9 protein-coding genes and 2 pseudogenes are annotated in these 13,078 nt (G+C 69.2%); 3 read left to right on the top strand and 8 right to left on the bottom strand.

Annotation, left to right across the window (positions count from 1 at the left end):
* Positions 1-970 (top strand): annotated as a pseudogene (locus FJV41_RS42220) (hypothetical protein); the annotation flags it as partial.
* 27 nt (positions 971-997) lie between these two features.
* Here FJV41_RS42220 and FJV41_RS42215 read toward each other — a convergent pair.
* Positions 998-1,867, bottom strand: a complete 870-nt coding sequence (locus FJV41_RS42215; protein ID WP_181791308.1) for a hypothetical protein — start codon at positions 1,865-1,867, stop codon at positions 998-1,000.
* A gap of 160 nt (positions 1,868-2,027) precedes the next feature.
* Here FJV41_RS42215 and FJV41_RS42210 point away from each other — a divergent pair, with 160 nt between their 5' ends.
* On the top strand, positions 2,028-4,565 hold the full coding sequence (locus FJV41_RS42210; protein ID WP_141648288.1) for an adenylate/guanylate cyclase domain-containing protein: 2,538 nt from the start codon (positions 2,028-2,030) through the stop codon (positions 4,563-4,565).
* A 117-nt stretch (positions 4,566-4,682) separates the two neighbouring features.
* Here FJV41_RS42210 and FJV41_RS42205 read toward each other — a convergent pair whose 3' ends face one another.
* The 7 genes from FJV41_RS42205 to FJV41_RS42175 all read right to left on the bottom strand — a co-directional run bounded on the left by FJV41_RS42205 (position 4,683) and on the right by FJV41_RS42175 (position 12,675).
* Positions 4,683-5,051, bottom strand: coding sequence for a (2Fe-2S) ferredoxin domain-containing protein (locus FJV41_RS42205; protein ID WP_141648286.1), 369 nt, complete (start codon positions 5,049-5,051; stop codon positions 4,683-4,685).
* A 249-nt stretch (positions 5,052-5,300) separates the two neighbouring features.
* On the bottom strand, positions 5,301-6,077 hold the full coding sequence (locus FJV41_RS42200; RefSeq protein ID WP_141648285.1) for a NuoI/complex I 23 kDa subunit family protein: 777 nt from the start codon (positions 6,075-6,077) through the stop codon (positions 5,301-5,303).
* Between the two features lie 31 nt (positions 6,078-6,108).
* Positions 6,109-7,533 (bottom strand): complex I subunit 1/NuoH family protein, encoded by a 1,425-nt coding sequence (locus FJV41_RS42195; protein WP_141648284.1) that lies wholly within the window; start codon positions 7,531-7,533, stop codon positions 6,109-6,111.
* A 2-nt stretch (positions 7,534-7,535) separates the two neighbouring features.
* Positions 7,536-9,422 carry an NADH-quinone oxidoreductase subunit G gene (locus tag FJV41_RS42190; RefSeq protein ID WP_141648283.1) on the bottom strand — a complete coding sequence of 629 codons (1,887 nt, stop codon included), beginning with the start codon at positions 9,420-9,422 and terminating at the stop codon, positions 7,536-7,538.
* A complete protein-coding gene (nuoD, locus tag FJV41_RS42185; protein ID WP_141648282.1) occupies positions 9,419-10,678 on the bottom strand; it encodes an NADH dehydrogenase (quinone) subunit D in 1,260 nt (419 codons plus the stop codon). Before nuoD ends, FJV41_RS42190 begins: the two co-directional genes overlap by 4 nt.
* A gap of 14 nt (positions 10,679-10,692) precedes the next feature.
* Complete coding sequence (locus FJV41_RS42180) at positions 10,693-11,211, bottom strand: NADH-quinone oxidoreductase subunit C (protein WP_141648287.1); 519 nt, start codon at positions 11,209-11,211, stop codon at positions 10,693-10,695.
* Positions 11,212-11,391: 180 nt separating this feature from the next.
* Positions 11,392-12,675 carry an adenylate/guanylate cyclase domain-containing protein gene (locus tag FJV41_RS42175; protein ID WP_141648281.1) on the bottom strand — a complete coding sequence of 428 codons (1,284 nt, stop codon included), beginning with the start codon at positions 12,673-12,675 and terminating at the stop codon, positions 11,392-11,394.
* A gap of 127 nt (positions 12,676-12,802) precedes the next feature.
* Between FJV41_RS42175 and FJV41_RS42170 the strand changes: the two are divergent.
* Positions 12,803-13,078, top strand: a pseudogene (locus FJV41_RS42170) (sulfatase-like hydrolase/transferase); the annotation flags it as partial.

Here is a 13,078-nt window from a genome sequence, read left to right as displayed (position 1 = left end):
GGCGGGGGGGCTGCTGGCCACGGCCTGCGCCATCAAGCTGACGGCGGGCGTCTGGGTGCTCGCGGCGGTGTGGGCTCGCGGAGCGGCGGGGGAGTGGAGGCGCGTCGTGAGAGTCGTGGGCGCCGCGGTGGGAATGGGCCTGCTCTGGGTCGTGCCCTTCTTCGCGCTGGCGCCCGGTCCGATGTTTGACGGACTCCTGCGCTTCCAGTTGCTGAGGCCACCCGATGGAGAGCTGGAGCGCTGGCGTCGGCTCCTCTCGATGCTGGGCGAGGGCCACGTCGGTGTCTCCGTGCTGAGCGGCCTGGGGCTGCTCGTCGTGCTGATGCGCGCTCGGCGGAAGGAGGCCGTCGCCGAGAGGCTCTTCGCGGGGGCCTGGGTCCTCACGTGTGTGACGTTCCTCGCATCCAAGAGCTATTGGGGCCAGTACAACGCGAGCCTGGCCCCGGCCACGGCGGTGCTCGCGGGGCTCGGTGCTTCGTTGCTGCTCGGGTGGGCGGATACGCGCTCTCGCGCCGTCGCCGCCCTCGTGACGGGAGTGGTGGGGATTGCCGCGCTCTCGCCACTGCCGGCCTCCCTCCGCGGTGCGAACCAGAAAGACCGTGGACTTCTCGCGCTGGGGAGCAGCATCCGCGCCGGTGTGCCCGCTGACTCGGCGCTCTGCGTGTTCGAGCCCTCGTGGGGCATCGTCGCGGGGCGACTGCCAGGAATTCCCAAGGGCACCCCCGTGCTCGTCGACCCCTACGGCCTCATGTTGCACGACGCGCTGGGCGGCACCGAGCGCTTCGCCTCCGCGGCGACGGCCTTCGAGGAGGAGCGCTCGCAGAGAACGATGCTCCCGCTTCTCGCGCGCTGTGACGTCCTGGTCCTCAATGGCCGCGGCGAGTGGCAACTGTCCACGGCCAGCGAGCGCTGGATTCACGAGCACTTCTCACAGGATGGGCCCCTGTGGAGGTCGACCTCCTCGGATTGAGGAGGCCGTGGCACTCGTACCTGGTACTCAGTTCGTCCGGATGATGCCCACGTCGGCGGTGCCCGCGAGCAGCGCGCTGCCGATGAACAGGTTGTTGGACTCCGCGCCGCCCAGGCGCACGGCCTGGAAGATGACCAGGTACGTCTGATTGGCCTTCGGGAAGGCCGTGCCCGGAATCGTCACCTGCGCCTCACGGTACGTGCCCGGCACGGCGACGAGCTGGAGGAACTCCACGGGCGTGGTGGGCACGTTGGAGTAGGTGGGCTGGCCCTTCTCTCCGTCCGAGCTCACGGGCACCACGGTGACGAAGCCCAGCGTGCGCTCCTTGTTTCCCGCTGCCGCCGCTCGGTCGAACGTCAGCGCGGTGCCCGAGGCGTGCCGCAGGAAGCCCTCGGGGGGGTGGAACCGGGTGATGGCCTCCTGAATCGGCGCGTCGTCGACCTGACCCACGTAGCGCGTGCCGTTGCGCGAGGCGATGAACTGGTACGTGGCGCCGGACTGGTAGGCCAGCTCCGGGTCGCTCCCGGCCACGTTGGTGCGGCTGTAGCTGCCCGAGCCGTCCTCCGTCAGCGCCGTGGCCTGCCCGCCCACCGGCTGCAGCGTGGCCGTGGCGCCGGACACGCCCGAGGGCTGCGAGTTCTCCCCGGACTTGGTGCCGAAGAAGACGACCGCCGCCGTCTGAGCGGGCAGCGAGATGACGTCGCCCCCATCCGGGACGACCGTCCCGGCGTCGAAGCCCGCGAGCGCCAGGGCGCTGATTTCCACCTCGGGCGTGGCCAGGAGGGTGCCCACCATGACGTGGTCGGCGGTGAGCTGGGCCCCCGTCTTCTCCAGGTCGCACGCCAGGGGGGCAAGGGAGAGGGCAGCGACGGCGGCGGACAAGAGGAAGCGTTTCATCGGAGTACCTGGGTTGCGACGAGTCGGCCGAGCATAGCAGGCACGTGCGACAAGCCCCGCGCACTCGGCATCTCGGGGTATCCTCCGGGTACTCGTGCAAGGACACCGCGTTCACTCCGCGAGCCGGCGCTTCTTCAAGCGGCTCGGCTTCTCCCTGGCCATGGCCGCCTTCTTCGGCTGTGTGCTGGGGATCCTCGTCTATCTGCGGGCACCCCAGCCGGCGGCGCCGCGAGGAGACTCGCCCTCGTGGATGCCCTCGGGCGTCGTGGAGATGGCGCAGGGCTGGCTGGAAGGCCTGGAGCGGCGCACCTACGACTGGCGCGTGCTGGAGCTGGGCGCGCGCTCGGAGCGCCCGGACGAGGCCGTGGTCGTCGCCATCGACGATGAGACGCTCGCCGAGGCCCGGCAGGACGACAGGCCCGGCGTCGCCACCCAACCCTGGCCCCGGCAGCTCGTGGGCGCCATGGCGCACCGACTGGTGGAGGAGGGGGCGCTGCTGGTGCTGCTGGACCTGCCGTTCCCTGAGCTGAGCCCGAATGCCTGCGTCAACCCGAAGCTGTCACCCGGCGCCATCTCCAGCGACGACGCCTCGTTCCGCGAGTTCCTGGAGCGTGACTCGGGCAAGGCGCTGCTGTCCTTCTCGTGGGAGTCGCAGGGCTCGCGGGTGCTGCCTCCCGCCAGCCGCCTCTGGCCCTACCGGGTAAAAGTCGGGACGTTCCCCGGCACCTCCGAGGCGCGCGCGAAGGCGCAGGCGGTGCTCGCCGTGCAGCGGCCCGCGTTCGTCATCCCCGCTGGAAGTCAGGTGGAGGTCTGGGGTGGTGCCTCGGACGAGGCGGATGCGCGCGAACTCGGGACGCGGCTGGGCTCGCCGGGGGCCGCTGTCGCGGAGCGCCGTGCGGCGGACGACACGTTCCGCATCGGCCCGACGGAGCTCTTCGTCTCGCTGGCGGAGGTGCAGGTGGTGGGGTTGGACCCCGCGAAGCTGGTGGAGGTCCGTCAGCTCCAGCACCCGGTGGCGCCGCTCATGGGCGGTGGTGCGGGCTATGGGGCCGCCACCCTGACGACGGACCCCGACGGTGTGGTGCGAGGAATCCCTCATCTGGTGGCGTACACGGCGAGGGATGGGCGTCACGTGCTGCCCTCGTTGCCGCTCGCGGCGGCGATGCGGCTGGCCAACACGCGCTCGCTTCGCTATGCGGACGGGCGTCTGCACGTGGGAGACGCTTACTCGGTGCCGATGGACACGTCGGGCTTCAGCCTGATGCGTTGGGACGCACCGACGGCGGGGCGGGGCTCTCGCGGCTCCCTGGCGCGCTCCATCCGTGCGTGGAACGTGCTGCTCAATGTCTTCGACGTGGCGGACGAGCGCCCGGCGCGCTTCGACAACGATTTGGAGGGCCGCACCGTCGTCCTCACGCGCACCGCGGGCGAGTCAGGCCACTTGCGGCCCACGCCCATTGGTCTGGAGACGCCGGGGGGCGCGATTCTGGGGCAGGCGCTGGCCAACATCCTGCGCTCCGAGGGCATCTCGCGCGCACCAGCGGATTACGACCTGGGGCTGACGGTGGGCCTCGCCTTCCTGGGGGCCTTCCTCGCGCTGTCGCTCAGCTTCCTCCTGCGTTCGCTGCGGGGCGCGATGCTGTACCTGAGTGGCCTGGCCCTCGCGGGTGCGGGCTACACGGCGGCTGCCTTCTACGTGTTCATCGAGCAGCGGCTCTGGGTGGCGATGGCGGGCCCGCTGCTGGCCATGGTGGGGGCCTTCGCCGTCACGACCGTCTACGCCTTCCGCAACGAGCAGCAGATTCGCGACTTCGTGCAGACGGCGCTGGGCCGCTACGTCAGCCCGGAGGTCGCCCGGCTGGTGACTCGGGACTTGAGCCTGATGCGCCCCGAGCGCCGACGGATGTCGGTGTACATCTGCGACATCGAGGGCTTCACCCGCTTGTCGGAGGGCATGACGCCCGAGCAGCTCGTGGGCCTCTTCAACGAGTACCTCCTGGAGATGGCGGCGGTGGTGCGTTCCACGGCGGGGCAGGTGGACAAGTACATCGGCGACTCGGTGATGGCCTTCTGGGGAGCGCCGGTGCGCACCGAGCGCCACGCGCATCTGGCCTGTGAGGCCGCGCTGAAGATGCGCGCGGTGCTGGCGGAGAAGCAGGACGCCTGGGAGAAGAAGTACGGCCGCCGTCTGAGCTTCCGCGCCGGAGTGGACACGGGCGAAGTCGTCGTCGGCGACATGGGCAGCGAGCTGAAGTCGAACTACACCGTGCTCGGCGACGCCGTGGGCATGGCCGCCCGGTTGGAGTCGCTGAACAAGGTGTACGGCACCTACGTGCTGGTGGGGGACGGCACCGTGTCGCTCGCGGGCGACAACTACGTCTTCCGCGTGGTGGACCGGGTGCGACTCAAGGGGCGCGCGGAGCCGCTGCGCGTGCACGAGCTGGTGGGGCGGAAGGGTGAAATCACCAGCCCGCAGCAGGACCAGCTCGCCCTGCACGAGAAGGCGCTCACCGCGTACCACCAGCGCCGTTTCGCGGAGGCACACGCCCTCTTCGAGCGCTCCGCCACCGAGTTCAAGGACACCGTCTCCGCCGTGTATGCCGCCCGCTGCGCCCGTTTCATCGTCACGCCGCCGCCCGCCGAGTGGGATGGGGTGCACGGCGTGGAAGAGGGTGAGCACCTCGCTGTCGCGGCGTGAGGGGCTTCGCAGGTGGACGGTGCGTACGTGCCCCGAGGTGCTCCCGCAGACGGCGAGCCGTTCGCTGTCACGGCCTGAAGGGCTTCGGTTGGCCGGCGCGCGTGCTGCTGTTCCGCGTCAGCCGTCGTCGGGGTCCGGCGTGTCCGGCTGGCCGAAGAGCTCGCTCACGGGAGCGTCCTTCGCGATGTGCTCGTTGACCACGCGGCGCATCTTCTCCGGCGTCATCTCCGAGTAGTACACCTCGCCGTCCCAACCCATGAGCTGGTAGTCCTCGGGCGACAGCGGGTCCCTCTTGCGGCCCGTGTCCTCGCGGACGACGACGTTCGGCCCCATGTGGCAGAAGCCGTAGCAGCCGCCCCGGTACAGCTCGCAGCGTGGCACCAGGCCCTGCTCGGACAGCGAGTCCCGGGCGGCGGCATACACACCATCCGCGCCGCCGGCCTTGCAGGTCGACCCTTTGCACACGGACAAGCGGTAGCGCTTCATCGCCAAGACACCACCCACCCTACGGAGTCCACGCCCCGAGCGAAAGCAGCCAGCCCCCACCTTCGTGTGCCAGGCCGCACTCCACCCCGTCCCGGGGCCGAAAGCCCGGACGCCAGACGCCAGGGCCATTGAAGAGCTGCAACGTCATCACCCGCACCCCGTAATGAAACCGGCCCGCCTACCGCTCGAGGAGCGGGGAGGCGGGCCGGGGCAGCTACACATCCGTACGCGCGGAGCGCGCAGGTGGATCTACTTGAGGAACTTCGTCACCTGGATGGGGCCCTGCTGTGTGACGACGGTCTGTCCGTGCGTCACGACGGCCTTGCCGTGCCCACCCTGGTGGTCGTGCCCCGCGCCCAGCTGCGGCGTCTTGAGCTGCACCAGGCCCTCGCCAATGCGCGTGTGGGCCTCCTTGTGCGTGTGGTGCGGCTCCTCGGAGCCCTCCCGCTTGTTCCACGGATCCGAGGGGTGCGAGACGGCCGGCCCCTTCAAGAGCTTCGGGATGTCGTAGACGAAGTTCTGCCGCGTGTACTCGGAGGGAGTGTGCATGTACGTGTCCATGCGGATGGCGTCCTTGGGGCACGCATCCACGCACAGGCCACACACGATGCAGCGCAGCTCGTCGATGACGAACTGGGTGGGGTACTTCTCGATGACGCGCGACTCGCCGTCCGCGTCCGTCTCCTCGTACTCACCCGCCTCAATGTAGATGCACTGCGCCGGGCAGATGGTCGCGCACATATAGCAGGCCACGCAGCGCGGCTTGCCGTCCTCGCGCGGAACCAGCCGGTGCAGACCACGGTAGCCCTCCGGGTAGATGGGCTTCTCCTCGGGGTACTCGACCGTCGTCATCAGGCTGGTGCCCGTGCGGTCCTGCACCTGCGTGTTCGTGTCACGCGTGCCGAAGAGGTTGCGGAAGAAGTGCTTGGTCGTGATGGCCAGACCGTGCAGCAGCCCCGGGATGTACATCCGCTCCCGGATGTCCGTGCGGGGGTCCTGGGTGACCTTGGTAACCTTGATGGCCATGATGGTGTCTCGATTCCCGGTGCCCTAGGGCCTAGTGCGAAGACGTCGCGCTCGCGTGGGACGGCAGCCCATGCGCGTCGTGCCCGTGGTCATGGCCATGGGCTCCATGCGCGCCGTGCGCACCGCCCTCCGCCGCTTCTGCCTTCTTCGTCATCGTCAGCACCACCAGCACGCCGATCTCCAGCATGCCCACCACCGCCAGTGCCCGCAGCGACGGATCCCACAGCACCAGCGCACCCGAGACGAACACGTTCACCAGGGCCAGCGGCAGGAGGATCTTCCAGCCCAGCGTCTGGATCTGGTCGTAGCGGAAGCGGGGGAAGGTCCAACGAATCACCAGCTGCACCCAGATGAGGAAGACCACCTTCACCCAGAACACGGTGCCGAGCAGCGTGCCGTACAGCCAGCCGTGCTCCTGCATCAGCGGCTGGCTCGCCAGCCACTCGCCGCCGAAGGGCAGGTGGTGGCCGCCGAAGAACAGCGCCGTCGTCACGCCGGCCAGCACCACGACCTCCACGAACTCGGAGATCATGAACATGCCGAACTTCATGCCGGAGTACTCCACGAAGTAGCCGATGATCTCCGACTCGCCTTCCGGCACGTCGAAGGGCGCGCGCTTGGTCTCCGCGAAGGACGCGGCGAAGAAGCCGATGAAGCCGATGGGCTGCAGGAGGAAGCCCCACGCCGGCACGCCGAAGTCGAACGCGCCTTCCGTGCGCCACAGGTACTGCGCCTGGCCCGAGGCCTGCGCCCCGGCGAGGCCCAGCTCACCGACGATCGCGGGCAGCTGCAGCGAGGAGAACGCCATGAACAGGCCGATCAGCGACAGGCCCAGCGCCACCTCGTACGAAATCATCTGCGAGGACGCGCGCACGCCGCCCAGCAGCGCGAACTTGTTGTTGGAGGACCAGCCCGCGAGCGCCGTGCCGTAGACGGCCAGGGACGCAATCGCCAGCAGGTACAGCACACCGAAGTCCGGCGTGGCGACCACCATGTCCACGCGGTGACCGAACACCGTCACCGAGGGGCCCGCGGGCACCACGGCGAACAGCGCGAACACCGGCGCGAAGGCGAGGATGGGGCCCAGCTTGAACAGGAACCGGTTCGCGGTGCCGGGGATGAAGTCCTCCTTCGTCAGCATCTTCAGCACGTCCGTGAGGATGTGCGGGATGCCGGCGAGGGAGCGGTTGCGCAGGCCGGGCAGGTCGATGCGCGCGCGGTTGGGGCCCACGCGGTCCTGCATCAGCGCGCTCCACTTGCGCTCGGCGAGCGTGAGGAGCGTGGCGATGATCATCACGAAGACGAGCATCAGGAAGATGATGTTCGACAGCCGGCTCGCACCCGGGAAGAGGTGCTTCTCGGCCAGGCCGGCCACCACATAGGCCGCCGCCGAGACACCCGCGAGCGTCGCGACGATGAAGCCCGTCGCGAAGAGGACAGTCAGTACGCGCTTCATCGCTAGATACCCCTCACCCGGGGAGAACCGAACTCACGGTAGCCCGGAGGACGCCCATCGGCGCCGGTGGGCAGCGGATTGATACCCGGCTTCTCCCGGTCCGGCGGAGAGGCCTTGTCCCAGTTGAACTCGGCGAACTCGGTCACCTTGCCGGACAGCTCGCGCCACACGTCGCGCGCGGAGGTCCAGGCCGGCGCCTCGCCGCCCACTTCGCGCGTCAGCTCCGCGACCCACTTCCAGCCCGGAATCACGTCGCCCTTGGGCGGGTACGCCTTGCGGAAGCGCTGGGTGATGCCGTCCATCTGCGTGAAGGAGCCCTCGTCCTCGACGTGAATCGAGGCGGGCAGGAGCACCGTCGCCTGCGCCGTCACCGGCGACTCGTTCTTCTCCTGCACCACGAAGACGTCCAGCTTGGAGGCGGCCTTGGCGAAGGACTCCACGTCACCCGGCACCTCGGTGCCGATGGCGTAGAGCGCCTTGACCTGACCCTTGTCCAGGGCGGTCGTGAGCGCCTCGAAGGTCTCCACCTTCAGGCCCAGGCCCTTGGCGATCCACTCCAGGCCCTTGCGGTTGGGGTTCTTGTCCGCCGTCTTGAGGAAGTGGTCCGCCTTGCCCGCCGGACGACCGCCCACGTAGACGGTGGAGATGCCCAGCGTGGCCTTCGCGAAGGTGAGGCCCGCCAGCAGCTCCTCGTTGGAGGACACCGGCGAGGCGAGCACCGCGAGCTTGCCACTGCCCACCAGCGGCTTGAGCGCCTTGGCGGCGGCCTGAGCGGCCTCCTTGCGCGTCACCACCGGAACGACCTCGGAAGCGGCCTGGACCGTGGCGCGACCAATCCTCGCCTGGAGCACGCGGCCCAGGTTGAAGGACTTGTACATGAGCCGGCCCTGGTCACACATCCAGCTCTTGTTGATCTCCTCGTTCTCACGAGGACGGATGCGGTAGGTGTCCTGCGACATCCAGTCCGCGTACGTGTTGCAGCCCTTCGCGCAGCCCGTGCAGATGGACGGGGTGGCGGAGAGGAACCACGCGCGCGCCTTGAAGCGGAAGTCGCGGCTGAGCAGCGCGCCCACCGGGCAGACGTCCACGGTGTTCAGCGAGTAGTCGCTGTCCAGCTCGTTGCCCGGGAACACGTCGATGCGCTCGTGGCTGCCGCGGCCGAACACGCCCAGCTGCGGCTCCTTGGCCACTTCGTTCATCACGCGCACGCAACGGGTGCACATGATGCAGCGCTCCTGGTCCAACACGACGCGCGGCCCCAGCACCTTGCGCTTGTTCTTCAGGGCCTTGCCGCCCTCCAGGCGCGAGGGGCGGTAGTCGTACTTCATGTAGTAGTCCTGCAGCTTGCACTCACCGGCCTGGTCGCAAATGGAGCAGTCGACCGGGTGGTTGAGCAGCAGGAACTCCATCACCGCGCGCTGCTGCTCCTTCACCTTGGGCGTCGTCGTCTTCACGACGATTCCCTCGGCGAGCGGCGACTGGCACGCGGGCACCATCTTGGGCGCGTTGGACGCCTCGATGAGGCAGATGCGGCAGTTGGCCGCGATGGAGAGGCGCGGGTGGTAGCAGTAGTACGGAATCTCCGAGCCGACCGACTTGGCCGCCTCGATCATGTTCGTCCCCGGCTTCACGACGACTTCCTTGCCGTCGATGGTGCAGGTGACGAAGCCCGGGTTCTTCGGCGCGGGCTTGGGCGGCGGGCCCGGAGGGGCGGCGGCCTTGGGCGGCGCCGTGACGCTGCTGGCCGCCGCGGGGGGCGTGTCCAGCTTCGCGCCGGCCGGAGGGTTGGAGGGCTCGGGACCGATCTTCGCCGCAGGGGTGTCCGTGGGCGCGCCCTTGGGGGGCGGCTGCGCATCACCGGTCGGCTTCTTCGTGTCGTCGTTGCTCACTGCTCGACCTCGCCGCCAATCATGTTGATGGTGTCAAACGTGGGGATGAGGTCCGCCAGCATCTTCCCCTCGATGATATGGGGCACCGCCGCGAGCACCGGGAAGCCCGGGGCGCGCACATGGACCTTGTACGGACGACCGCGCCCGTCGCTCACCAGGTACCAGCCCAGCTCGCCGTTCGAGGCCTCGGTCGCGTCGTAGCACTCGCCGGGCGGCACCTGGATGCCCTCCATGACGAGCTTGAAGTGCGCCATCACGCCTTCGATGGTGCCGTAGACCTCCGGCTTGGGCGGCAGGGCGATGCGCCAGTCATCCACGATGATGGGGCCCGCGGGGATGGTCTCCAACGCCTGGCGGATGATGCTGATGGACTGACGCATCTCCTCCATGCGGACGAGGTAGCGGTCGTAGTTGTCGCCGTGCTCGCCCACCGCGACGCTGAAGTTGAAGCGCTCGTAGACCCAGTACGGGTGCGCCTTGCGCAGGTCGTGGTCGATGCCGCACGCGCGCAGCGCCGGGCCCGTCCAGCCGTAGTCGATGGCGTCCTCGGCGCTGATGACGCCGGTGTTCTTGGTGCGGTCCACGAAGATGCGGTTGCGCGTGAGCAACCCGTCCATCTCCACCAGCAGCTCCTCCGTGCGGGTGAGCGTCTTGTGGACCTTGTCCGCCCAGCCCTCGGGCAGGTCGCGGTTGATGCCACCCACGCGGCCGAAGCTGGTGGTGAGGCGCGCGCCGGTCAGCTCCGTGACGCGGTCCTGGATGAGCTCGCGGGCCTCCATGCCGTAGAGGAACGGCGCGAAGCCGCCCATCTCCAGGCCGGTGGCGCCCACGCACGTCAGGTGGTCCGTCAGCCGGTGCAGCTCGCTGCCGATGACGCGGATGTACTGGGCGCGCTCCGGAATCTCCAGGCCGATGAGCTTCTCCACGGCGTTGAGGAAACCGAAGTTGTTCATCATCGCGGACAGGTAGTTGAGCCGGTCCGTGTACGGCAGGCACTGCGTCCAGGTGACGTTCTCGCAGCTCTTCTGGAAGCCGCGGTGCAGGAAGCCAATCTCGGGGTCGATCTTGACGATGGTCTCGCCGTCCAGCTCCACCTTCAGCCGCACGGTGCCGTGCGTGGCCGGGTGGGACGGGCCCATGTTGATGACCATGTGCTTGCTTTGGAGGTGGGCCTCCAGCTCCGAGCCCTCCGGCGGCAGCGAGCCGTCGGTGTCCGGATTGTGGCCCTTCGCATCAAACGTGTGGCTGTCGGCCATGGTGTCTGTCGTCCTCAGGAGTGCCCGCTGGTGCCGGGACCGCGGAAGATGTCCTTGATGGGGCGCTCAGGGATGAGCGGCTGCCGGTCTCGCAGCGCGTAGTCCTTGCGCAGCGGGTGGCCCTGGAACTCGTCGTACAGGAGGATGCGGCGCAGGTCCGGGTGGCCCTCGAAGCGGATGCCGTAGAAGTCGAAGGTCAGACGCTCCCACCAGTTGGCGCCCCGGTACACCGGCACCAACGAGGGGATGACCGGCTGGTGCTCGCTCACGCGCACCTTGAGCCGCACGTGCTCATGGCGCTTCAACGAGTAGAGGAAGTAGACGACCTCGAACCGAGGGTCGTTCTCCGCCAGGTGCAGCCGGTCCACGCCGTCGATGGAGCCGAAGAGCTTGAACTCCAGCTCCGCGTCGTCCTTGAGGAACGCGGCGACCTTCGGGAGCGAGTCGGGATGGATCACGGCCCAGGCGCCACCGGCCCGGTCCACATAACGCTCCACCACCGCCTCGGGAAAGTGGGCGGAGACCCTGTCCAACGCGAAAGTGCTCAAGGGGGACCCAATGACTGAGGGAGAAGAATCCGCGGCTTTATAAGGAGCCCAGAAGGGGGGCGTCAACGTAAACCCTCAACCATGTAGGCCACTTAGGAAGCCCAGAAGCCCGCGTTGCGCACGCGGCGTCCGAGCGGGCGTGTGGATCGGTGGAAGGGGAGGAATTCAGGCCGCCGAGCCCGGGGAGCCGACGAGGGCGGGGGCCGTCGCCAGGGGGACGAAGGTGGCCACCGGCCGACTCTTGCCGGGCACGAGCGCCTGGGTGATGGCCTCCCAGTGGAAGAGGGGGCCCGCCTGGTCCCGGGTGGCCTCCGAGACGAGCACCGGGACGCCCACCCGCTTGGTCAGCCCCTCAATCCGGCTGGCCAGGTTCACAGTGTCGCCAATGGCGGTGTAGTCCAGGCGCCGGGCGGTGGAGCCGATGTTGCCCAGGACGACGGGGCCGGTGTGGACCCCCACCCCCATCCGCAGGGCCGGAGCCCCCTGGAGCGCCCGGTCCGCGTTGAAGTCCTCCAGCTCCCGCACCATCGCCAGGGCGCAGCGCACCGCGCGCTCGGCGTGCTCGGCGTCCGCCAACGGGGCCCCGAAGTACACCATGAGTGCGTCCCCGATGAACTTGTCGAGCGTTCCTCCATGGCGGAATACCACCTCCACCATCCGGCCATAGTAGGCGTTGAGGAGCTTGACGACCTCGCCCGGGGGGAGCCGCTCGCTCATCGAGGTGAAGTCGCGGATGTCGGCGAAGAGGACGGTCACCTCGCGCAGCTCCGGCTCCGGGGAGGCGAGGCGCTGGAGTCGTTCCGCGACGGCGGGGGCGAAGTAGCGGCCGAGGCGGGCGCGCTTGAGCTCCTCTTCTGAGACGGCGGCGGAGAGCGCGCGGATGCGGTTGAGCAGGTGGCGGGCGCCGGCGGCGGCCACGGAGAGCATGACCACCGAGGCCAACTGGGCGCCGATGCCGATGCCGGCCTGGTGCTGGAGCGCCATCTCCGCGACGGCGGCGAAGGCGGTGACGACGAGCGTCACGGTGTTGCGCAGCGACAGCGCCGCGAGGATGACCAGCACCGCGAAGATGCCGAGCGTGAAGCCGGCGACGCCCCCGGGGGAGGGCGACACTGGAATCGCGTGGCTCTGGAGCCAGTACACCGCCGGCACGTCGATGAAGGCCACGGACAGGCCGGCCCAGCGCACGGCGCGGGGCGAGCGGGCCACGGCCACCCACACCGCCGCGGTGCAGAGCCAGTAGACGGAGAGGGGGCGGAGGTACTCGACCCAGTCCGCCTTGCCCACGCCCAGGCCCAGACAGGCCGACATCACGAGCATGACGGTGACGGCGACGAAGCGAATCCTCGAGAGCTGGCGCGCGTTGCGTCGCCGCTCGTCGTCGAGGGCCCGGTTCACCGAGTCCTGGATGCCTTCTGGCGCGTTGGACCTCAGGCCCTCACCCCCCATCCCAGGCTCCACGGGTCGACTTCCGCAGCACGTACATCTTGCACCGTCTGGACCGCGCTCGCACCTTCCGGGCCGGAAAGGGTCCTTGCCTCGCGAGCCTGTCGCGTTGCGGTATACACGCGGATGCATGGCTGAGTCCGTTCCTCCTCATCCGTTCCGTTCGCTCGGTTGGCGCCTCGTGCTGGGCGCGGGCCTGGGGTTGGTGTTGTTCGCGGGAGAGTCCTGGCTGCTCTTGCGCTCGGGGCTGGTCGGCGTGGACATCCCGGTGGACGGGCCCTACGCGGCGCTGGCGGCGGCGGTGCGGCCGGTGCTCCCGGGCCTGCTCCTGCGCGTGGCGGCCGTCTACCTGGTGGCGGGGATGGTGCTCGCGGGCGTGGCGTGGGGGCTCGCGCGCGTCTGGGGG

The sequence above is a fragment of the Myxococcus llanfairpwllgwyngyllgogerychwyrndrobwllllantysiliogogogochensis genome, from assembly GCF_006636215.1.
Taxonomy (GTDB): domain Bacteria; phylum Myxococcota; class Myxococcia; order Myxococcales; family Myxococcaceae; genus Myxococcus; species Myxococcus llanfairpwllgwyngyllgogerychwyrndrobwllllantysiliogogogochensis.
This window is presented reverse-complemented; position numbering and strand designations above follow the sequence as displayed.

Excerpts from the sequence above, each read along its gene's own strand:
- FJV41_RS42215 (WP_181791308.1), bottom strand. The coding sequence starts at position 1,867 with ATGAAACGCTTCCTCTTGTCCGCCGCCGTCGCTGCCCTCTCCCTTGCC.
- FJV41_RS42210 (WP_141648288.1), top strand. The coding sequence starts at position 2,028 with ATGGCCGCCTTCTTCGGCTGTGTGCTGGGGATCCTCGTCTATCTGCGG.
- FJV41_RS42205 (WP_141648286.1), bottom strand. The coding sequence starts at position 5,051 with ATGAAGCGCTACCGCTTGTCCGTGTGCAAAGGGTCGACCTGCAAGGCC.
- FJV41_RS42200 (WP_141648285.1), bottom strand. The coding sequence starts at position 6,077 with ATGGCCATCAAGGTTACCAAGGTCACCCAGGACCCCCGCACGGACATC.
- FJV41_RS42195 (WP_141648284.1), bottom strand. The coding sequence starts at position 7,533 with ATGAAGCGCGTACTGACTGTCCTCTTCGCGACGGGCTTCATCGTCGCG.
- nuoD (WP_141648282.1), bottom strand. The coding sequence starts at position 10,678 with ATGGCCGACAGCCACACGTTTGATGCGAAGGGCCACAATCCGGACACC.
- FJV41_RS42175 (WP_141648281.1), bottom strand. The coding sequence starts at position 12,675 with ATGGGGGGTGAGGGCCTGAGGTCCAACGCGCCAGAAGGCATCCAGGAC.